The organism is Streptomyces sp. XY006, assembly GCF_002237655.1.
In the GTDB taxonomy this organism is placed as follows: Bacteria; Actinomycetota; Actinomycetes; order Streptomycetales; family Streptomycetaceae; genus Streptomyces; species Streptomyces levis.
On sequence record NZ_NOKT01000010.1, the window covers coordinates 202606 to 223185 of the forward strand.

Consider the following 20580-nt stretch of genomic DNA (forward strand, 5'->3'; position numbering starts at 1 on the left):
CCGCGCCGGGCACGATACGAACGCGGCGCCGCCCGGGTGCTCGCACCGGACGGCGAGCCGGTCGGTGCGGGATTCCTCCTGGACGACGACCTGCTGTGCACGTGTGCCCACGTCGTGGCCGCACCTGACGGCAGCCGCCCATCGCAGCCCGTCGAGGTCGACTTCCCGCTGCTCGCCGGTGCCGAACCGGGCCCTCGCGTGCCCGCGGTGGTGGAGAACTGGTGGCCCGAGGACGACATCGCGCACCTGCGCCTGACCACGACGGTGGACGGGACCGAGCCGCTGCCCCTCGCGGACGGCACCGAGAACGAATGGAACCGCGAGATTCGCGCCTTCGGCTTCCCGCCGAAGGTATCCCGCGGGGTGAACGCGACCGGCACCATGCGCGGCCGGCAGCGCGCCGACCTCATCCAACTCGACCTGACCGCGCACGGCGTGCGGATCGGCCCCGGGTTCAGCGGCGCCGCTGTCTGGGATCCGCAGGAGGAGGCCGTCGTCGGCATGCTCACCACGCGGGGCAGAGGGCCGATCGGCGACACCGCCTACCTGCTGGCCGCGGACCGGCTGACTGATCCCGACGCCCTGCCGTGCCCGTTCCGCGGCCTGGCCCGGTTCGAGAGCGAACACGCCCGGTACTTCCACGGTCGCGACGACGAAGTGGGCAAGCTGGTGCGGGCGTTGGAGACCCGCCCCCTCACCGTTCTCGTCGGACCCTCCGGAAGCGGCAAGTCGTCCCTGCTCAGAGCAGGTCTGCTGGCTGCCGTCCGCAAGCGGGGGACGCCTTGGGCGCTGCGGGTGCCCGAGCCCGCCGACCCGGCCGGCACATCCGCCGGGGACGCCGACGCCTGGGTCGCCGAAGCGGTCACGGCGGCCTGGCACGACGCCGTACCGGACGAGGCCGCCCGGCGCGACCGCTTCGAGGCCGTCCGTGCGGCGTGCGCCGGCGACGAGGCCGGACGGCGGGTGCTGCGCGGTCGGCTCACCCACGAACTCGGCCCGCCCGGCGCCGTGTTGCTCCTCGACCAGTTCGAGGAGTACGCCGTGGCCTCCCCGCCGGGAGCCCTGCGCGCCTTCCGCGCCCTGTCGGCACTGGCCCAGGCGCCTGATCCGGCCCAGGGCGGCGGTCTGCGCGTCGTGCTCACCGCTCGCTCCGCCACGCTGGAGGCCCTCACCGCCGCCGACACCTCGGCCCGGTTGGACGGTGCCGTCCAGTTCCTCGCGCCGATGACCGCCGAAGCCCTGACCCGGGCCGTGGAGGAACCGGTGCGGGCGGTCGCGGGCCTGCGACTGGAGGAGGGGCTCGCCCGGCGCCTGGTGTCGGACGCCGTGGACGAACCGGGCTGCCTGCCCTTGCTGCAGTTCGCCCTGACCCGGCTGTGGGAACAGCGCAAGGCGCACACCATGACCCACGCCGCCTACGAGCGCACCGGCGGTGTCGTCAAGGCGCTGGCCGAGTACGCGAACGACGCGCTCCGGGACTGCCTCGCCTCGACGGGTGTCCCGGAGGACGCGGCCCGCAGGCTGTTCCAGCAACTGGCCCGGCCCGACGGCCAGGGCGGATTCACCCGGCGCGCCGCCCCGATCCGGCAGCTGTCGCCGGAACAGGCAGCGCTCGCCCGCGCCCTGGCCGGCCGCCGGCTGCTCGTGTGGGACGTCGTGGAGCGGCCCGATCCGTCCGCGCGGGCCGGCACCGTGCAGGTGGTGCACGAAGCCCTCCTGCGCGAGTGGGAGCGTCCGGCGGCCTGGCTGCACGAAGGCGCCGACTTCCTGGAGTGGCACGAACGCACCGCCCGGGACGCGGCCGAGTGGGACGGCGCCGGCCGGCCCGACGGACTGCTGCCCCATGGAGCCCGCCTGGCCCAAGGGCTGCAGTGGCTCGTCCAGCGGCCCGACGACCTCACCGGCACCGAGCGGGCCTATCTGGAGGCGGGCCGGCGGCGGCAGCGGCGCGGACTGCGCCGGCTCTGGGGCGTGACCGCCCTGGTGACCGTGCTCGCGGTGCTGGCGTCCACCCTCGCGGTGAGCACGTACCGCGCCCTCCAGCGGGACCGGGCACAGCTGCGCACGGCCGCCGCAGCGGAACTGGGCACGCTCGCCGCCGATGTGGCCGACCGCTCGCCGGACAGCGCGTTCCGCTACGCGGCCGGCGCCTGGTCCGCGCGCCCCACCCCACAGGCGCGGCAGGCCCTGCTCGGGCAGTACGTGCGCGCCGCGGACGTGACGTCCGCGCACAGCGGGCTGTGGCCGGGCACCGCGCAGTGGACCTCCATGTCCCCGGACGGCCGGACCATGGTGGTGCTCTCGCGCCGGGACGGAGCCGCGGACCTGACAGCGACGGTGGTGACCGGTGCGGTCGACGGACGGCCCCGGGCCGCCCGGCTGCGCGGCTTCCCCACCGGCCTGCGTCCGCAGAGCTTCCGGGACGCCGTCAGCCCCGACGGCCGTCACTACGCCCTGGCCGTCTGGGACGGCAGGGTGCTGGTGTGGGACCTCGCCACCGCCGGATCCGGGCCGCGCCGGCTGTCAGGGGCGCTGCCCGAGCGCGGAGACGTGTACAGCCCGCACATCGACTTCTCCGACGACGGATCCCGGCTCCTGTACTTCCTCTCCTTCGAGACCCCCCGCCCCGAGGACGACGGGCGCACGTCGCTCGTCCGGCTCTGGGACACCGGCACCGGCCGCGCCCTTCCGGTGCCGCAGCGCGTCGTGGCGCAGCGGAAGCCGGTCAAGGCCTGGCTGCCGGGAGACGGCGAGCGCATCGCCGTCGCCGGCACCCGCGCGAAGGGGGAGGAGCGCTTCCTCGACCTCTACGCCACCTCCTCGGGCGAGCACGTCCGCCGCGTCTACGGGCCGAGGACCGCCGTGAACCAGGAGCCGGCCGACCCGTACGGGGGCGTCTGGCTGGACGTGAACGACGGGGTGCGCTGGTACGCGCTCGTCCCCGGCGCGCGCATGCCGAGCGGCAGCTACGGCGGAGGGGTGACCTTCCGGGACCTCACGGGCACGCACCTCTACCGCGACGCCTCGTCCGTGCCGGGGGAGACGGGCGCCTACCGGCGGGTCACGATCCGCGATCCGCGGGCACGCGACCGCTTCTGGTCCCTCACGCTCCCTGGCCGGGACGGTTCCCGAGCGCTCGGGGTCGTCGGGCAGGGCACCGGCCGGCGCACCGTCCTGACCGTCGAGGGAGACACCCTGCTCCGCTCCCGTGCCGAGCCGATGGCTGCGGTCGAGAGCGAACTGTCCTCCCGCCCCGGTGACGCCGCCGCCGTCTCACCCGACGGTTCGCGCACCGCGCGGCTGCGCGCGGGCAGGCTGGAGGTCGCGGGGCCCGGTGCCCGTTCGCACCACACGGCATTGCCGAAGCGGGCGCAGCAGGTCGATTCCTGGGACGTGCACCTGGTCTGGGTCACCCGCCGGGGCGCGGACGCGCTGCTCGTGTGGTCGGACGACTCCACCGACGCGCGGCTGTACGACGCCGAGACCCTGCGTTCGCGCCGGGTCACCTGGGACTGCGGCCGGTCCGGCGACCCGGCGGCGAATCGGCCTCAGGACGTCGTGCAGACCGGCGACGGCGACCTCGTGCTGCTGTGCTTCGGCGACACACTGGTCCGGCTCGACCCGCGCTCCGGGGTGCAGAGCGGAGGCCCGGTCCGGCTGGAGGACACCCCCGTCGAGCGGGGGATGTTCCAGGACGCGGGCCGGCTGACCGCGCGGCCGGGCCACCCGCACCAGGTGGCGGTGATCACGGGCCCGTGGCGTGCCGACGGCCGGATCGAGGTCTGGGACGTCCGGCGCGGCACCCGGGTGGCCCGGCTGGAGGGCGGGCCGTTGCACGCGTCGTTCCTCAACGGCGACGCCGAACGGTGGGTGGTCTTCACCCCCGACGGGGACCGGCTCGCCGCGTTTGACGCGGACAGACGCGTGGTGTGGTGGGACGTGGACCGCGAGCACCCGCGGCAGCCGACCCGCGCCGTCGCCGACGCCACCGGCTTCCTGGGTGTGGCACCCGACGGAACCCTCGCCGTCGCCGCCGCGGGCGTCAGCCTGGTCTCCCCGGACGACGCCGAGCCGCTCGGTCATCTGAAGGACGGGGGCGAAAACCTGCACGCGGCCCGGATCCACGGAGACACCCTGCACCTGGCCACGGACAAGGGGACCCGGGCACTCCGTCTCTCGCCCGACGCGTGGCACGACACCCTGTGCGCGGCCCTGGACGGCCCCAACAGTGCTGCCCAGAACGGACGTCCGGTCCTGGAGGCGGCCAAGGACACACCGCCGTGCCCCTCCACCTGAACGCGGCGAAGACCCGGGTGCGGTGTCACACCCCCACGAACTCCGCCCCCGCGTCCCGCAGTCGCTCGTGCAGGCCCCGGAACACGGCCGACGAGCGGACGCCCGGCCAGTCCTCGGGGAGGAGGCCGGCGGGCAGGCCCGGGTCGGTGTAGGGGAGGTGGCGCCAGGAGTCCAGGGCGAGGAGGTAGTCGCGGTAGGCCTCCTCGGGCGGGGTGTCCTCGCGCTTCTCCCAGGCGCGCAGGACGTGTTCGTGGCGGTCGAGGAACGCCTCGTGCTCCTTGGCGATGGCCGCCAGGTCCCACCAGCGGGCGACGGCCTCGGCGGTCGGGGCGAAACCGAGGTGGTCGCCGCGGAAGAAGTCGACGTACGTGTCGAGCCGCAGCCGCTGCAGCGTGTGCCGGGTCTCCTCGTACAGCCGCGCGGGCGCGATCCACACGCCGGGAGCGGCCGTGCCGAAGCCGAGCCCGGACAGGCGCGAGCGCAGCACATGCCGTTTCTGCCGCTCCGACTCCGGCACGGAGAACACCGCCAGCACCCAGCCCTCGTCCTCCGGCGGTGCCGCGGCGTAGATGCGCCGGTCGCCGTCGTCGAGCAACTGGCGTGCGTCCGGGGACAGTTCGTAGCCCGCCGCGCCCTGGGCGGTGCGGGCGGGCAGGAGCAGTCCGCGTCTCTTGAGCCGCGACACCGAGGAGCGTACGGACGGGGCGTCCACGCCGACCGCGGCCAGCAGCCGGATCAGTTCGGCGACGGGCACGGGGCCCGGGACGAAGCGCCCGTACGCGCCGTAGAGCGTGACGATGAGAGACCGTGGTGCATGCTGGTCGGACACGTTGATCATCTTAGGTCGTACGGATCAGTCCCGGCCGCCTTCCGTGTGCGGGGCTTCGGCGCGCGGGTGCCGGGTGCGGAGTCTGAACCGCTGGAGCTTCCCCGTGGCCGTGCGCGGCAGCGCGTCCAGGAAGACGATCTCCCGTGGGCATTTGTAGGGGGCGAGTTCGGTCTTCACGAAGGCGCGCAGCGCCTCGGCGTCCCGGTCGGCGCCCTCCTTCAGCACGGCGAAGGCCACCACGGCCTGGCCGCGTTCCTCGTCGGGCCGTCCGACGACCGCCGCCTCCACCACGTCCGGGTGGCGCAGCAGCGCGTCCTCGACCTCGGGGCCCGCGATGTTGTACCCGGCCGAGATGATCATGTCGTCGGCGCGGGCCACGTACCGGAACCAGCCGTCGGGTTCGCGGACGTAGGTGTCGCCGGTGACGTTCCAGCCGTCGCGCACGTACACGCGCTGCCGCGGGTCGGCGAGGTAGCGGCAGCCGACCGGTCCGCGCACGGCGAGGAGTCCGGGCCGCCCGTCGGGCACCGGCTCGCCGTCCGCGTCCTGCACACGCGCCTGCCAGCCCGGCACGGGGACGCCGGTGGTGCCCGGGCGGATGTTCTCGTCGGCGGCGGAGATGAAGATGTGCAACAGCTCGGTGGCGCCGATGCCGTTGATGAGGCGCAGGCCGGTGCGCTCGTGCCAGGCCTGCCAGGTGGCGGCGGGCAGGTTCTCACCGGCCGAGACGCAGCGGCGCAGGGACGACAGGTCGTGGCCGTCGAGCTCGCCGAGCATCGCGCGGTACGCCGTGGGCGCGGTGAACAGCACGGTCACCCGGTGCCGGGCGATGGCCGGCAGCAGTTGCCTGGGCCCCGCCTGCTCCAGGAGCAGCGCGCTCGCCCCGGCGCGCAGCGGGAAGACGACCAGCCCGCCGAGGCCGAAGGTGAAACCGAGCGGGGGGCTGCCCGTGAACACGTCGTCGGGGCCGGGCCGCAGCACGTGCCGGGAGAAGGTGTCGGCGACGGCCAGGACGTCCCGGTGGAAGTGCATGCAGCCCTTGGGGCGGCCGGTGGTGCCGGAGGTGAAGGCGATCAGCGCCACGTCGTCGGCCGCGGTCGCGACGGCCTCGAACGGCGTGTGAGGCGCGGGGCGGCGCAGCAGGTCGTCCGGCGCGTCACCGCCGTAGGTCGTCAGGCGCAGGCCGGGGATCTCGGCCTTGGCGAGGTCGTCGACGGAGCGGATGTCGCACAGCGCGTGCCGCACCCGGGCGATCTCGCACAGGGTGCTCAGCTCGTGCGGGCGCTGCTGGGCGAGCACCGTCACCGCGACGGCCCCCGCCTTCAGCACCGCCAGCCAGCAGGCGGCGAGCCAGGGGGTGGTGGGGCCGCGCAGCAGCACCCGGTTGCCGGGAACGACGCCGAGTTCGCCGGTGAGCAGGTGGGCCAGGCGGTCGACCCGGGCGCGCAGCTCGGCGTACGTCCACGGTTCGCCGGTGGGGGTGAGGAAGGCGGGCCGGTCGCCGGGCTGGCCGGTGAGCAGCTCGGCGGCGCAGTTGAGCCGTTCGGGATAGCGCAGCTCCGGCAGGTCGAAGCGGAGCTCGGGCCATTGGTCCGGAGGTGGCAGATGGTCGCGCGCGAAGGTGTCGACGTGGGCCGTGCGCCGTGAATTCATACGGTTCGCCCCCTTGGCGTGGTGGGCTCGCCCCTGGAGCGTATCGTGTTGGTGACGGCAGTCAACGGTCCGCGATAGCCTCGGAGCGGCCCGGCCGGAAGCAGGGCGGCGGAGAAGGGACCGGCGATGACCGCATTCTCGCTCGAACCGGCACAACTCGCCTGGTGTGCCGAGCTGCGCGCCCTGGCCGCCGAGCGGCTGCGCCCCCTGGCCGAGAAGGGTGAGCCGGGCCGGGTGAACCGGGCCCTGGTCGCCGAACTGGGCCGACTGGGCCTCGTCGGGCGCCTGTTCGGCGCGGGCGCGCTCGACCTGTGCCTGATGCGCGAGTCCCTGGCCCAGGCCTGCACCGAGGCCGAGACCGCCCTGGCCCTCCAGGGCCTCGGCGCCCACCCGGTCCACGCGCACGGCACCGCGGCCCAACGGGCCCGCTGGCTGCCCGGGGTGACCGACGGCACGGCCGTCGCGGCCTTCGCCCTGACCGAGCCCGGGGCGGGCTCGGACGCGGCGGCCCTGGCCCTGACCGCCCACCCCGACGGCCCCGGCCGCTGGCGCCTCTCCGGCGAGAAGTGCTGGATCTCCAACGCCCCCGAGGCGGACTTCTACACCGTCTTCGCACGGACCACCCCGGGTGCCGGCGCCCGCGGGGTCACGGCGTTCCTCCTGCCCGCCGACCGCCCCGGCCTGACCGGACACGGGCTCGACATGCTCTCGCCGCACCCCATCGGCGCCCTCGGCTTCGACGGCGTACCGGTCACGGCCGACGACGTGCTCGGCGAGGTCGACCGCGGCTTCCGGGTGGCCATGGGCACGCTGAACCTGTTCCGGCCCAGCGTCGGCGCCTTCGCGGTCGGCATGGCGCAGGCGGCGCTCGACGCGACCCTCGACCACACCGCCCGCCGCGACGCCTTCGGCGGCAAGCTGCGTGACCTGCAGGCCGTCTCCCACCAGGTCGCCGAGATGGCCCTGCGCACGGAGGCGGCCCGGCTGATGGTCTACGCGGCGGCGACCGCGTACGACGCGGGCGACGCGGACGTGCCCCGGCGCTCCGCCATGGCGAAACTGCTCGCCACCGAGACCGCGCAGTACGTCGTCGACACGGCCGTCCAGCTGCACGGCGCCCGGGCGCTGCGCCGCGGCCACCTGCTCGAACACCTCTACCGCGAGGTGCGCGCCCCGCGCGTCTACGAGGGCGCGAGTGAGGTCCAACGCGGCATCATCGCCAAGGAGTTGTACGCCCGGCAGGAGGCCCGGTGAGCATCGAACGCGTCAACCCGCCCGAGCTGTCCCCGCCCGCCGGCTTCTCCCACGCCGTCGTGGCCCGTGGCTCCCGCGTGGTGTTCCTGGCGGGGCAGACCGCGCTGGACGCCGAGGGCAAGGTGGCCGGGGCGACCCTGCCCGAGCAGTTCGAGAAGGCCCTCGCCAACCTGCTGGACGCCCTCGCGGCGGCCGGCGGCACCCCGGCCGACCTGGCCCGTGTCACCGTCTACGCCACGGACGTCGCCGCCTACCGCACCCACGCCCCGGAGCTGGGCCGCCGGTGGCGGGAGCTGGCCGGCCGCGACTACCCGGCCATGGCGGTCGTGCAGGTGGTCCGGCTGTGGGACGAGGAGGCCCTGGTCGAACTGGACGGCTTCGCGGTCCTGCCCTGACGCGGCGCTCCGGTCAGGCCGCGGCGGCCAGCCCCTCCACGCCCACCCGGTGGGGCTCCACCACGCGTCCGTCAGGCAGCAGTTCGCCGGTGTCGTCGAAGACGATCGCCCCGTCGCACAGCAGGCTCCAGCCCTGCTCGGGGCGGGCGGCGACGACGTGCGCGGCGGGGGAACCGGTCGCGGGGCACAGGGGCTCGTGGGCACACATGGCGCACCTCCACGTCGGTGGGGCCGTCCGTACGGTTCGAACGACTCCCATGGACAGACCGTCCTCCCGTCCGGCACTCATCGGAACGGCGCGGCCGGAAGTGTGACACGCCCCGGACAGTCCCCGGACGGTTCCACGACGCCCGGTGCGGACTCGCCACCGAAGGGGTGAGGGTCACGGGCGGCGGCCCGGAGGGCCGGTACGAGTGGGAGTCGGTCATTCCCCTCATTTCTGGAGGTTTCCCCATGCGTGTCCGTCCCCTTCTCGGTGCCGCGGCCGGTGCCGCGCTGCTGGCGCTGACCGGCGCCGGCGCGGCCCCCGCCGCCGCGTCCACCGCCGCCCCGTCCGTCATCGCCCCGAACGAGTCCGTGACCGTCGACGCGGTGGGCCGCATCGCCGCCGACGGCACCGTCACCCTGTCCGGCACCTACCGCTGCGCGAGCTCCAGCGGCCCCGTCTTCGTCGGCTCCTCGGTGAGCCAGGGCGTCTCCACCACCCGGTACGGCGTCGGCGGCACCCGCGCGGTGTGCGACGGAGCCGTGCACCGCTGGGTGAACACGGGCCGGCCCGCACCCGGCGTGCTCGTGCCCGGCGCGGCGCACGTCGAGGCCACCCTCATGGAGCTGCGCACCTTCGGCCTCCTGCCGCTGCCCGCGTTCCACGCGGCCTCGAAGCAGGACGTCACCCTGGCCCAGGGCTGAACCACGGCGTGAACGGACCGGCGGCGAGCCCCACTTCACCGGCCCGCCGCCGGTCCGCGCGCGTCGATGACCTGCTCCTTCCGCACCGCGATGGTGCGCGACCACCCCCCTTGCCTGTTTAATTGCGAAGTCTTGGCAACAACCTGACTAGCGCAACAAGGGTGTGAGGTCACATGTCGACCCGTCGGATACGAGGGGCCGCCGTCACGGCGGCGCTGGCCGCGGCGGTCACCGCCTGCTCCGCTCCGGGCAGTGGCGGCTCGGACGACGACGCGTCCGCCGGATCCGTCTCCATCGCGGTGGCCTCCGAGCCGGACACGCTGAGCCCGCTGCTCGGCTACGGCAAGGACGGCAACTCCAAGATCTTCGACGGGCTCCTCGCCCGCGACGCCGGCCTGAAGCTGAAGCCCGCCCTCGCGGCGGCGCTCCCGAAGGTCACCGACGGCGGCCGCACGTACACCTACACCCTGCGAGAGGGCGTGGAGTTCAGCGACGGCGAACCGCTGACCGCCGACGACGTCGTCTACACGTACGAGACCGTGCTGGACGCGAAGACCAACAACACCTTCAAGAGCGAGCTGGACGCCGTCAAGGAGGTCCGGGCCGAGGGCGACGACCGGGTCGTCTTCACCCTCAAGTACCCCTACGCCCCCTTCGCCGCCCGCACGGTCCTGCCCATCGTCCCCGAGCACCTCGCGGGCAAGCAGGACCCGAACACCGGCTCCTTCAACACCAAGCCGGTCGGCACGGGACCGTACGTCCTGACGAAGTGGAGCAAGGGCGAGAAGCTCACCTTCGAGGCCAACCCCCGCTACTGGGGCGGTGCGCCGAAGGTCAAGAGCTTCACCATGGCGATCGTCGCCGACGACAACGTCCGCGCCACCCGCCTGCGCTCCGGCGACCTCGACGGCGCCGTCCTCCCGCCCAACCTCGCCGCGACGTTCAAGAACGACGACGGCAAGCGCACCTACGAGGCCCGGTCCTACGACTTCCGGGCCGTCACCCTCCCCACCGCCGGCAAGGTCACCGGCGACCGCGCGATCCGGCGGGCCCTGGACGCCGCCGTCGACCGCGAGGCCATGGTCGACCGGATCCTCGACGGTGCGGGCCGCCCCGCCTACGGGCCGCTGCCCGTCGACGACCCGGCGTTCAGCACGTCCGTCGAACGCCCCCGCGACCTCGGCAAGGCCAAGAGGATCCTGGACGAGGCCGGCTGGAAGCCCGGCGGGGACGGCATCCGCGTCAAGGACGGGCAGCGGGCCTCCTTCACCCTCCTCTACCCCTCCGGCGACAAGGTCCGCCAGGACCACGCCCTCGCCTACGCCTCCGACGCCAAGAAGGCGGGCATCGACGTCCGGGTGGAGAGCGCCACCTGGGAGGTCATCGAGCCGCGCATGAAGGACACCGCCGTCCTCGCCGGCTTCGGCAGCATCGGCGACCCCGACTTCGGCCTCTACACCCTGCTGCACTCCTCCCTCGCCGGCGACGGCTTCAACAACATGGCCCGCTACGACAACCCGGCCGTGGACCGAGCCCTCGACGACGCCCGCCGCAGCCAGGACCCGGACGAGCGCCGGTCCGCTTACGAGAAGGTGCAGCGCGCCCTGGTCCAGGACCCCGGCTACACCTTCCTCACCCACATCGACCACACGTACGTCCTGGCCGACCGCTGGGACGGCCTGAACACCCAGCTGGAGCCGCACGAGCACGGCTTCGCCAGCGGGCCCTGGTGGAACATCGAGGACTGGCAGCCGAAGAAGTGAGCCGTCCGCCCTGGGGAGACATGGCACGGCTGGCGGGACGGCGGGCCATGTTCGCCGTCCCCGCCCTGCTCGTCGTCACCTTCGGCGTGTTCGCCATCGCCGCCGCCTCCCCCTTCGACCCCGTCAAGGCCTACGCGGGCACCGCCGCCCTCGGCGCCGACCAGGAGACCCTGGACCGGCTGCGCGAGAACCTCGGCGTGGACCGGCCCTTCGCCCTCCGCTGGTGGGACTGGCTGACCTCCGCGCTCACCGGCGACCTCGGCCACTCCAGCGTGCTGCGCCAGCCGGTCGCGCAGGTGATCGGCGAACGGCTCGTGTGGTCCGCGCTGCTGTGCGCCGTCGCCTTCGCCGCCGCCGTGCTGGTGGGCACGGTCCTCGGCGTGCTCGCCGCCCGCCGCCCCGGCTCGGCCGTCGACCGGGCCGTCACCTCCCTCGCCTACACCCTGGAGGCGGCCCCGGTCTTCTGGATCGCGCTCCTCGCCATCTGGCTGTTCGCCCTGCGGTGGGACGTCCTGCCGGCCGGCGGCCTGACCGACACCGGCAGCGCACACGTGACGTTCGGCCAGGTCACGAGCCATCTCGTACTGCCCGCCGGGGTCCTCGCGATCTCCCAGCTGCCCTGGTTCACGCTGTACGTGCGCCAAGGGGTCGGCGACGCGCTCGCGGAGGACCCCGTGCGCGGCGCCCGCGCCCGCGGCCTGAGCGAACGCACCGTGCTGCTCGGGCACGCCCTGCGCTCCGGACTGCTGCCCGTGCTCACGCTGATCGGCTCCCGCGTGCCCGAACTCATCACCGGCGCCCTGCTGGTGGAGAGCGTCTTCAGCTGGCCGGGCATCGCGGCCGCCACCGTCGAGGCCGCCACCGCCGTCGACTTCCCGCTGCTCGCCGGCCTGACGGCCCTGGCCACCGCCGCCGTGCTCGCGGGCAACCTGCTCGCCGACCTGCTGTACGGACTGTTCGACCCGAGGGTGAAGCTCAGTGACATGTGACGCACCGGCACCCGCCGCCTCCCCGGCCGAGAGCGCGTGGCGGTCGCACGGGCCCGGGCGCCGCTCCACCCGCGCCCTGCGCGTGCGCACCTCCGCCGTGCTGGTGGCAGCGACCGTGCTGGCCGTGCTGCTCGTACCGCCGCTGGTCCAGCTCGACCAGCAGGCCGTCGACCTCGCCGCCAAGCTGGAACCGCCGTCCCTCAGACACCCGTTCGGCACCGACGACGTCGGCCGCGACCTGCTGCTGCGCTGCGTCTACGGACTGCGCGTCTCGCTGCTGGTCGGCGTGGCGGCGGCGGTGACGGCGACCGTCGTCGGCACCGCCGTGGGCGCGGCGGCCGGGGCGCTGGGAGGCTGGGTGGACCGGGCGCTGATGCGGGTGGTCGACACGTTCTCGTCCGTGCCGCACCTGCTGCTCGGCATCTTCGTCGTCGCGATGTTCCGGCCCGGGGTGTGGCCGGTGGTGATCTCGGTCGCGCTCACCCACTGGCTGTCCACGGCCCGGATCGTGCGCGCCGAGGTGCTGTCGCTGCGCTCGCGGCCCTACATCGACGCGGCCGTCTCCGGCGGGGCGTCCCGGTGGCGGGTGGCCGTACGGCACCTGCTGCCGGCCGTGCTCCCGCAAGCCGCCCTGGCCGCCGTACTGATGGTGCCGCACGCCATGTGGCACGAGTCGGCCCTGTCCTTCCTCGGCCTCGGCCTGCCCACGCACACGGCGAGCCTCGGCACGCTCATCCAGACGGCCCGCGGCTCGCTCCTCGCCGGCCAGTGGTGGCCGACCCTCTTCCCCGGCCTCTTCCTCATCGTCCCCACCCTGGCCATCGCCGGGCTGGCGGGCGCGTGGCGGGAGCGGCTGCACCCCCGTCACCGATCGGAGCTGATGCTGTGAGCACCGGAATCGGGCCCGGACCGGCCGGCACGGCGACCGGCCCCGCCCCCCGTCCCGCCCCCGTGCTGTCCGTGCGCGACCTGTCCGTGCGGTTCCTCATGCCCGCCGGGCGGCGCGTCGCGGCCGTCACCGGGGCCCGGTTCGACGTGCTGCCGGGGGAGTGCCTCGCCCTCATCGGCGAGAGCGGCTGCGGCAAGTCCGTGCTGGCCTCCGCCCTGCTCGGGCTGCTGCCCGGCAACGCGCAGACCGCCGGGTCCGCGTTCCTCGGCGGCCTGGACCTGCTCACCGCCGGGGAGCGGACCCTCGCCCGCACCGTACGGGGCCGGCTCATCGGGCTGGTGCCGCAGAGCCCGGCCGCCCACCTCACACCCGTACGCACCGTCCGCTCCCAGCTGGAGGAGACGGTCGCCGCCCTGACCGCGACCCGGGGCCGGGCCGCCCTGCGCACCGCCGCCGAGGCCGCCGCCGAACGGGCCGCCTTCCCCGCCACCCACCTCGACCGGTACCCGCACGAGCTCTCCGGCGGCCTCGCCCAGCGCGCCGCCACCGCCCTCGCCCTGGTCGGCGACGCCCCCCTGCTGCTCGCCGACGAACCCACCACCGGCCTCGACCGCGACCTGGTGGACCGCACCGTCGACGAACTGCGCCGGCACGTCGACGACCCGGGCGGCACGGAGGGCGCCGGCCGGGCCCTGCTGATGATCACGCACGACCTGGCGGCGGCCGAGCGCATCGCCGACCGGGTCGCGGTCATGTACGCCGGGCGGATCGTCGAACTCGCCGACGCCACCGCCTTCTTCGGCACCCCCGGCCCCCGCCACCCCTACAGCCGCGGCCTCCTGGAAGCCCTGCCCGACCGCGCCTTCAGGCCCGTCCCGGGCATGCCGCCCAAACTCGGCGACCTCCCCGACGGCTGCGCCTTCGCCCCCCGCTGCGCCCGGGCCACCGATCTCTGCACCGGCCAGGCGCCCCCGTCCGGCGAGGTCGCCTGCCACCACCCGCACGTGCCGGAGGACGTCCGTGCTTGAACTGCGCTCCATCACCGCCGGATACACCAGGAACGCCCCGGTGGTCCGGGACGTCTCCCTGACGCTCGCCCCCGGCGCATCCGTCGGGCTGCTCGGCCCGAGCGGCTGCGGCAAGTCCACCCTCGCCCGGGTCGCGGCCCTGCTGCACCGCCCCGAGGCGGGCTCCGTCCTGCTGGACGGCGAGCCGGTACGGCGCTGGCGCCACAGCGCCCCGCGCGACCAGCGCACCGCCTTCGGGGTCGTCTTCCAGCAGGCCAGGCTCTCCGCCGACCCCCGGCTGCCGCTCACCGGCCTGATCGCCGAACCCCTGCGCGCCACCGGCCGCGCCCGGGAGATCCCCGGCCGGATCGCCGAACTGGCCCCCGCCGTCGGACTCACCCCCGACCTGCTGACCCGGCGGCCGCACGAGGTCAGCGACGGCCAGCTGCAGCGGGCCTGCCTGGCCCGCGCCCTGGTGCTGCGCCCGCGCGTGCTGGTGTGCGACGAGATGACCGCCATGCTCGACGCGTCCACCGCCGCGGCCCTGGTCGCCGCCGTCGAGGACTACCGGGCGGCGACCGGCGCCGCCCTGCTGGCCGTCGGCCACGACCGCACCCTGCTCCGGCGCTGGTGCGACCGCACCGTCCACTGGGACGAACTGACCTGAGACCCGCTTCGGTCAGTGGTCGTCCCAGTGACCCTCGTGGGCGGCGTGGCGGTGCCCGTCGTGCACGTAGTCGGTGTGGTCGCCGTGCCGGACGGCCAGGTGGCCGCACCGGTCGCCGTGCTGGTGGTCGTGGTTCCGGTGCACGGTGTGGCCGCCGGGTGCGCACTCGTCGGCGTGGTCCCCGTGCATCCGGTGGAGGTGGCCGTCGTGGGCATAGTCCGTGTGGTCGCCGTGGGGGAAGGCGACATGGCCGCAGTCGTCGCCGTGGGCGTGCGCGTGGTCCGCGTGGGGGACGTGCTCGGCGGTGGTCATCGGGGCTCCTCGCGTGTGCTGGTGGCCGCCGGGGGACCGGCAGGGCGGCATCGCCGTGGGGCGGCGGCACCTGCGTCCACCATCCGGCGGCCGGCCGAGGTCCACCATCCGGCGGCGGCACACGGGTGAGCCCGGGCGGATCAGGGGCCCGCGGACGGCACGCGGCCCGGGCGGATCAGCGGACCGCGACCAGCACGCAGCTCTCGCCGTACTGCCAGACCGGACCGGCCTGGCGGAAACCCACCCGCCGGAGCAGGTCCAGGTGCACGGAGAGGGGGAGTTCGGCGGGGGTGCCGGTGGAGCTGCCGGTGGAGCTGCCGGAGGGCTCCGCGCGGCGCCGGCGCTCGGCGAGCAGATCGGCCAGTTCGGGGTCCTCGGCGACGGCGGCCCACCAGGAGCGCCAGTCCTCGTGCGCGAACACCCGCTGCCGGCCGGCCCGGCAGCGCCCGACATGGGCGGCGATCCCGGCCGGCCCCGCCTCGTCCGGGGGCAGATGGTCGCCGTTGACGAGGACTCCACCGGGGCGCAGCAGCGAAGCGAGCTGCCGGTAGGCGCGCAGCAGGGTGGCGTGGTCGAGGTAGTGCAGGGCCGTGGTGGAGACGGCCGCGTCCAGCGGCCGGTCCAATTCCAGGGCGTCGGTCCAGCCCGGTGCGCCGATCTCCGCGTCGACGTAGCGGGCGGCGTCCGGATGGTGGGTGCGGCCCAGTTCCAGCAGCAGCGGATCCCGGTCCACGGCCACGATCTCCGCCTCGGGCAGCCGCCGCACCAGCCGGGCGGCGAGCGAGCCCGGCCCGCAGCCCAGGTCGACCACGAGCGGCCGGCCGGCGCGCCCCGCCACGACGTGCTCGACCACGTCGGCGATCACCGTGAACCGCTCCTCGCGGTCGACGGCGTACCGCTGCTGCTGGAGCTCCCAGCGCTCCACCCACCGCTCCGCCGTCGCCAGACTCAGCCCCATCCGGTCGTGCCACCTTGCCGTCTCGCCCCTGAATCCTGCCGTTCCGAGCCTACAGGTGGAAACGGTTCTCATTACGCTCAGGCGGCCCGCGCTCACCCAAGTGAGGCGAGAACGGACAGCAGCCGGTCGATCTCCTCCACGGTGTTGTACACATGCAGACTCACCCGCACCGAACCGGTCTTCTCGCCCGCGTCGCCCTGGCAGTGGTGATCCGAACGCACCATGAAGCCGTGGCTGAAGAGGATGAACCCCAGGTCGCCCGAGTCGATCGCGTGGTGGCGCAGGGAGACGATGCCCTGCCGCCGCTGCACCGGCGCGTCGGCCGCCAGGCTCAGGGGACAGCCGAGGATCTCGTAGGCGTCCAGCCGGCGCAGCCCGTCGGTGAGCCGGGACGCCAGGTCGGCCGTCCAGCGCTCGATCCTGTCCACACCGGCCGCGTCCAGCCAGTCCAGAGCCGCTTCGAGCGAGGCGATGCCCACCGTGTTCGGCGTGCCGCTCCACCCGCCGGGCACGAACGCCGGCCCGCGCGCCTGCCGCGCCCACACCGCGCCCGAACCGGGCAGGGCCAGCGCCTTGTGCCCGGAGAAGACGACGAAGTCGACGTCCAACTCGGCCACCGACACCGGCAGATGCCCCACGCTCTGCGCCGCGTCCAGGCAGATCACCGCGTCCGGGCCGACCGCCCGGCGGATGCGCTGCACGTTCATGTCGCCGCCGTAGACGTGGTGCACATGGGTCGTCGCGACGAACCGGGTGCGCGGCCCGGCCCGCTCCGCCAGCGCCCGGTGGTCGTAGTCCCCGGAGCCGCTCTGGTACGGCATCGGCACCACCCGCACCCGCACGCCCTCGCGGGCCATCTGCCGCTGCGCCTCCAGCCAGGGCACGATGTTGGCCTGGTGATCGGCGTCCGGTACGACGATCTCGTCGCCGTCGCGCAGGAACCCCGGCAGCCAGTCGCGGGCGATCGTGCGCAGCCCCTCGGTGGTGCCTCCGGTGAAGTGCACCACCGAGCCGCCGGACCCGGGATCGCCCAGGAACCGGGCGACGCGCTCACGGGTCCGCTCGACCAGCTCCGTGGTCCGGTTGGCCCAGGTGTACGTGCCGCGCGCGGAGTTGGCGTTGGACGTCGTCAGATACGTCTGCACGGCGTCCAGGACGGCCTGCGGCTTCTGCGCCGTGGCCGCGCTGTCCAGGTAGGCGAGCTCCGGGTGCCCGGTGACGATCGGGAACCGGGCGCGCAGCTCCCGCTGCCACGCGCCGAGGTCCTCGCCGGCGGTCGGTGCGGTCACGGCCGTCAGTCCCGCACCAGGGGCGCGCCCGCGTCCCGCCAGGCGATGATGCCGCCCGCGAGGCTGCGCACGCCCGGGTGGCCCATGCGGGTCAGCAGGGCCGCGTACCGGGCGGACTGCTCCCCGACCGGGCAGGCCAGCAGAACCGGCCGGCTCCGGCTGAACGGCAGACCGCCCCGCACGAGTTCGCCGAACAGCTCGTCGACGATGTTGACCGAACCGTCGATGTGCAGCGCCGCGTACGCGTAGGGGCTGCGCAGGTCGACCACGAGCGGCCGGTCGGTGTCGATCCAGCGCCGGGCCTCGGCCACCGTCACCGACGGCGCCCGGCCCACCTCCGCCTCCGACAGATCGGCCGGTGAGTTCCTCCGCGGCGGCCGGCCCAGCAGGTCGGGCCGCCGCTGCCGGACGTAGCTCAGATAGCTCTCCACCCGGTCGCAGACGATGAACACCGCCGTGCGCCGCTCCTCCGACTCCTCGTCCAGGGCGCGCAGATGACGGACCGCGCCGAAGTACGCGGCCCCGCCCGTCGGTCCGCCCAGGATGCCGCAGCGGCGGTTCAGCGTGAGCATCCCCTCGATCGCCTCGTCGGCGGTCACCGACTCCATCGTGTCGTACGTGTCCGGGTCGAACAGGCCGACCTCCTGCACCTCGTCGATCGTGCGGATCCCGGGGATGAAGTCGGACTTGGCCGCGACCAGCCCGAGCACCCGCACCGACGGATCCTCCTCGCGCAGCGCGCGGGCCACGCCCGTGGAGGAACCGGCCGTGCCCACGCAGGCCACGAACCAGTCCGGGACCCGGCCGTCCAGGTCCTTCACGATCTCCGGCCCCGTGCCGGTCAGATGGGCCTCGGTGTTGCGCGGGTTGAAGTACTGGTCGGTGTGCAGATAGGCGCCGCCCGACGCCGACAGCGTGCGGTGGAAGAGGGTCAGCGGATCGTCCGTCGCGGACGGGTCGAGACACTCGCTCTGGCCCGGCAGCTCCTCGATCTCCGCGCCGAGCAGCAGCAGGAGGTCCTTGATCTCCGGGATGCGCATCCGGTTGGTGACGCTCTTGAAGCCCAGGCCGTGCATGCCCGCGATGACCGCCAGGGCCTTGGCCGTGTTGCCGCTGGACAACTCCACGACCTGGCTGCCCCGTTCCACGGCCTCGTCCAGCAGGGGCCGCGCCATGTTCCAGGCGGCCCGGTCCTTGACCGAGCCGAACGGGTTGAGCATCTCCAGCTTGGCGTACAGGTCGATGTGGCGCAGACCGTGCACGGCCGGGTCGATCCGCACCAGCGGGGTGTTGCCGATCGCCTCGGTGATGCTGTCGTACCTCACTGGGCTCCCCCCGAGGGCGTGATCGGCCAGAACTGGTCGTCGAGGCACCACCGCCAGGCGTCGCCGTCCTGCCAGGCGGCGACCTTGCGGGCGGCGGGCTGCTGCTGCGCGCGGGTGGCGTGGAAGTCCATGGCGTAGCCCGCGGTGTTGGCGAAGGCCAGCAGGTCGCCGGGGGCCGGGCGGCGTGGCAGGAACACCGTGCGCCGGGTGATCAGGTCGGTCTCCAGGCACAGGCTGCCGAAGAGGTGCGCGGCGACGGGCCCGTCGCCGTCCGCCGCGGCTCCGCTCCGGGGAATGAGCACCGGGTCCATCAGCACGCCGTGGTCCTCCAGGGCGATGTCGTCCGCCTTCGCGGCCAGCCGTACGAGCAGGGCCCCGTCGGTCCCCTGCGTGCGGACCTCCAGCACCTTCGCGAGCGTCAGCCCGCACTGGTCCAGCAGGGCCCGGCCGGGCTCGGTGTACAGGTCGTACAGGTGCTCCAGCAGCAACGCGGCCAGTGGACGCCCGCCCAGGGAGGGAGCGGGCTGGGCCAGCAGCTCGTCCAGGTAGGCGGCGCCGGCCACGGACCGGAAGGCGGGGTACAGGCCGAGCGAGCCGCGCAGGGTGCCGGACTCCTCACGCAGCCCGTAACCGTGCCCGCCCCAGGTCAGGGGAGGGCGGCGGGCCATCACCGCCGCGGTGAGCTCGCTCGTGTACGTCTCCCACTGCTCCCGCTCGGCGAGGTAACTGACGCCGAACCCGCCGCCCACGTCCACGGCCCGGGGCCGCAACCCCCGGCTGCGGCACGCTTCCAGCACCGCCAGGCACCCTTCGAGGGCGACCGCCTTCTCCGCCACGCTCATCGTGTCCACATGGAAGGCCACTCCGGTTGCGTCGACCGCGTCACCGTGCCGCTCGACCGCCTCCAGCAGCAGCTCCGCCTCTCGTACGGGGGTGCCGAAGCGGCTGCGCCGGCTCAGCACGCGCACGCCCGTCGTCTCGAACCCCGACAGCCGCGGCAGGACCCGCACCCTTCCCAGCCCGTACTTGCGCACCAGCGTGGCCAGTTGGTCCAGCTCCGCGGTCCCGTCCACGCCGACCGTGACGCCCGCGCGGGCCGCGAGCCACAGGAACTCCGGGTTCTTCGGCCCCGTGGCCATGATCCGGTCCGGGGAGAAACCGGCCCCCAGCGCGTGCTGCAACTCCTCCAGCGACGCGACGTCCACGCCCGCGTCCGTCGCGGCCAGGCGGCGCAGCAGCGCGCTGGACCGGTTGGCCTTGTGGGCGTAGAAGACCTGCCCGGCCAGGTGATGCGCCCGGTACACGGACCGGAACCGCTCCACGTTCTCCGCGATCTGATCGGGCACGACGACGTGCAGCGGCGAACCGAGCGCGCCGGTGAGCGAGTGCAGGGTCGCGGCATCCGCCAGGAAGGACCGCAGCCGTGGCTCCAGGCGGGGGTGGAGGTAGAGCGGTGCGAGATGCGGCGGGTCTGAAATCCGAGGATCTGGATTCAGCGGGTCTGGACTCGGCGGGTCTGGAATCTGCGGGTCAGGGACCTGCGGTTCCGGACTCCGCGGCTCGTGAATCCGGGGCTGGTGACTCTGAGGCCTGTGACTTTGAGGCCTGTGACTCCGAAGCTCATGAATCTGCGGTTCGGGATGCTGCGGTTCGGGTTTCTGCGGTTCGGTGTGCAAGGGCCGGCCGTCCATGCGCGCTCCCTCCCCTGAAGCCGCTGCGCCCGGCATCCGGGCACGTCGGACACTCCCCGCGTGTCGCCGTATGACCCATATCCATTCTTCGGTCGCTTTACGCCCTGTAAGGCCGGGGCCTGTCCTGCGGCCGATGCGAAGCGGATCACGACGGGAGCAGGCGGCGCACGCCGGGCGCCCGGCCATGCGCCCCATCCGTCCGGCGAAGCCCCCACCACACGCATGCACCACCCGCACCAGGGGTATCCCGGCCCCTGCCCGCGACCGATCAGGCCGCCATGATTCCGGCCGGTACGAGGAGGCCCGCGGACTGGCACCCGCGACGGCGAACGAACGCAGCGACCCGCGCCCGTC

At 74.3% G+C, this 20580-nt stretch carries 17 protein-coding genes; 9 read left to right on the plus strand and 8 right to left on the minus strand.

All coding sequences use genetic code 11. The features are described 5' to 3' along the window. Window positions 1-36: 36 nt before the first annotated feature. Entirely contained in the window at window positions 37-4296 is a 4260-nt protein-coding gene (locus CHR28_RS14140; RefSeq protein WP_179272433.1) for an nSTAND1 domain-containing NTPase, read from the plus strand. 25 nt (window positions 4297-4321) lie between these two features. Here CHR28_RS14140 and CHR28_RS14145 read toward each other — a convergent pair whose 3' ends face one another. Together CHR28_RS14145 and CHR28_RS14150 are read right to left on the minus strand one after the other, a co-directional pair. Continuing rightward, entirely contained in the window at window positions 4322-5134 is an 813-nt protein-coding gene (locus CHR28_RS14145; RefSeq protein ID WP_094053949.1) for a PaaX family transcriptional regulator, read from the minus strand. Between the two features lie 15 nt (window positions 5135-5149). Further along, on the minus strand, window positions 5150-6778 hold the full coding sequence (locus tag CHR28_RS14150; protein WP_094053950.1) for an AMP-binding protein: 1629 nt from the start codon (window positions 6776-6778) through the stop codon (window positions 5150-5152). A gap of 126 nt (window positions 6779-6904) precedes the next feature. Between CHR28_RS14150 and CHR28_RS14155 the strand changes: the two genes are divergently transcribed. Together CHR28_RS14155 and CHR28_RS14160 are read left to right on the plus strand one after the other, a co-directional pair. Next, complete coding sequence (locus CHR28_RS14155) at window positions 6905-8032, plus strand: acyl-CoA dehydrogenase family protein (protein WP_094053951.1); 1128 nt, start codon at window positions 6905-6907, stop codon at window positions 8030-8032. Continuing rightward, window positions 8029-8427 carry a RidA family protein gene (locus CHR28_RS14160; protein WP_094053952.1) on the plus strand — a complete coding sequence of 133 codons (399 nt, stop codon included), beginning with the start codon at window positions 8029-8031 and terminating at the stop codon, window positions 8425-8427. The genes CHR28_RS14155 and CHR28_RS14160 overlap by 4 nt, the downstream gene beginning before the upstream one ends. Before the next feature lie 13 nt (window positions 8428-8440). Here CHR28_RS14160 and CHR28_RS14165 read toward each other — a convergent pair whose 3' ends face one another. Then, window positions 8441-8635 carry a DUF5999 family protein gene (locus tag CHR28_RS14165; RefSeq protein ID WP_094053953.1) on the minus strand — a complete coding sequence of 65 codons (195 nt, stop codon included), beginning with the start codon at window positions 8633-8635 and terminating at the stop codon, window positions 8441-8443. Window positions 8636-8880: 245 nt separating this feature from the next. Here CHR28_RS14165 and CHR28_RS14170 point away from each other — a divergent pair, with 245 nt between their 5' ends. The 6 genes from CHR28_RS14170 to CHR28_RS14195 all read left to right on the plus strand — a co-directional run bounded on the left by CHR28_RS14170 (window position 8881) and on the right by CHR28_RS14195 (window position 14651). After that, window positions 8881-9336, plus strand: coding sequence for a DUF6299 family protein (locus tag CHR28_RS14170; RefSeq protein ID WP_094053954.1), 456 nt, complete (start codon window positions 8881-8883; stop codon window positions 9334-9336). A gap of 173 nt (window positions 9337-9509) precedes the next feature. Further along, entirely contained in the window at window positions 9510-11099 is a 1590-nt protein-coding gene (locus tag CHR28_RS14175; RefSeq protein ID WP_094053955.1) for an ABC transporter substrate-binding protein, read from the plus strand. Between the two features lie 20 nt (window positions 11100-11119). Further along, window positions 11120-12088 (plus strand): ABC transporter permease, encoded by a 969-nt coding sequence (locus CHR28_RS14180; protein ID WP_094053956.1) that lies wholly within the window; start codon window positions 11120-11122, stop codon window positions 12086-12088. Next, entirely contained in the window at window positions 12078-12977 is a 900-nt protein-coding gene (locus tag CHR28_RS14185; protein ID WP_094053957.1) for an ABC transporter permease, read from the plus strand. The genes CHR28_RS14180 and CHR28_RS14185 overlap by 11 nt, the downstream gene beginning before the upstream one ends. A gap of 98 nt (window positions 12978-13075) precedes the next feature. Further along, window positions 13076-14005, plus strand: a complete 930-nt coding sequence (locus tag CHR28_RS14190) for an ABC transporter ATP-binding protein (RefSeq protein ID WP_094053992.1) — start codon at window positions 13076-13078, stop codon at window positions 14003-14005. Continuing rightward, window positions 13998-14651 (plus strand): ABC transporter ATP-binding protein, encoded by a 654-nt coding sequence (locus CHR28_RS14195; protein WP_094053958.1) that lies wholly within the window; start codon window positions 13998-14000, stop codon window positions 14649-14651. Before CHR28_RS14190 ends, CHR28_RS14195 begins: the two co-directional genes overlap by 8 nt. Window positions 14652-14663: 12 nt before the next feature. Here CHR28_RS14195 and CHR28_RS14200 read toward each other — a convergent pair whose 3' ends face one another. From CHR28_RS14200 to CHR28_RS14220, 5 genes are all read right to left on the minus strand, one after another. Continuing rightward, entirely contained in the window at window positions 14664-14963 is a 300-nt protein-coding gene (locus CHR28_RS14200) for a hypothetical protein (protein ID WP_094053959.1), read from the minus strand. A gap of 175 nt (window positions 14964-15138) precedes the next feature. Further along, window positions 15139-15921: a class I SAM-dependent methyltransferase gene (locus CHR28_RS14205; RefSeq protein WP_094053960.1), complete on the minus strand. Its 783-nt coding sequence runs from the start codon at window positions 15919-15921 to the stop codon at window positions 15139-15141. A 92-nt stretch (window positions 15922-16013) separates the two neighbouring features. After that, complete coding sequence (locus CHR28_RS14210; RefSeq protein WP_373453352.1) at window positions 16014-17219, minus strand: aminotransferase class V-fold PLP-dependent enzyme; 1206 nt, start codon at window positions 17217-17219, stop codon at window positions 16014-16016. Next, entirely contained in the window at window positions 17216-18535 is a 1320-nt protein-coding gene (locus tag CHR28_RS14215) for a pyridoxal-phosphate dependent enzyme (protein WP_094053962.1), read from the minus strand. The genes CHR28_RS14210 and CHR28_RS14215 overlap by 4 nt, the downstream gene beginning before the upstream one ends. Next, window positions 18532-20013, minus strand: coding sequence for a Y4yA family PLP-dependent enzyme (locus CHR28_RS14220; RefSeq protein ID WP_094053993.1), 1482 nt, complete (start codon window positions 20011-20013; stop codon window positions 18532-18534). The genes CHR28_RS14215 and CHR28_RS14220 overlap by 4 nt, the downstream gene beginning before the upstream one ends. Window positions 20014-20580 lie beyond the last annotated feature (567 nt).

Excerpts from the sequence above, each read along its gene's own strand:
- CHR28_RS14205 (WP_094053960.1), bottom strand. The coding sequence starts at position 15,921 with ATGGGGCTGAGTCTGGCGACGGCGGAGCGGTGGGTGGAGCGCTGGGAG.
- CHR28_RS14170 (WP_094053954.1), top strand. The coding sequence starts at position 8,881 with ATGCGTGTCCGTCCCCTTCTCGGTGCCGCGGCCGGTGCCGCGCTGCTG.
- CHR28_RS14190 (WP_094053992.1), top strand. The coding sequence starts at position 13,076 with ATGCCCGCCGGGCGGCGCGTCGCGGCCGTCACCGGGGCCCGGTTCGAC.
- CHR28_RS14145 (WP_094053949.1), bottom strand. The coding sequence starts at position 5,134 with ATGATCAACGTGTCCGACCAGCATGCACCACGGTCTCTCATCGTCACG.
- CHR28_RS14155 (WP_094053951.1), top strand. The coding sequence starts at position 6,905 with ATGACCGCATTCTCGCTCGAACCGGCACAACTCGCCTGGTGTGCCGAG.
- CHR28_RS14165 (WP_094053953.1), bottom strand. The coding sequence starts at position 8,635 with ATGTGTGCCCACGAGCCCCTGTGCCCCGCGACCGGTTCCCCCGCCGCG.
- CHR28_RS14200 (WP_094053959.1), bottom strand. The coding sequence starts at position 14,963 with ATGACCACCGCCGAGCACGTCCCCCACGCGGACCACGCGCACGCCCAC.
- CHR28_RS14175 (WP_094053955.1), top strand. The coding sequence starts at position 9,510 with ATGTCGACCCGTCGGATACGAGGGGCCGCCGTCACGGCGGCGCTGGCC.
- CHR28_RS14150 (WP_094053950.1), bottom strand. The coding sequence starts at position 6,778 with ATGAATTCACGGCGCACGGCCCACGTCGACACCTTCGCGCGCGACCAT.
- CHR28_RS14180 (WP_094053956.1), top strand. The coding sequence starts at position 11,120 with ATGGCACGGCTGGCGGGACGGCGGGCCATGTTCGCCGTCCCCGCCCTG.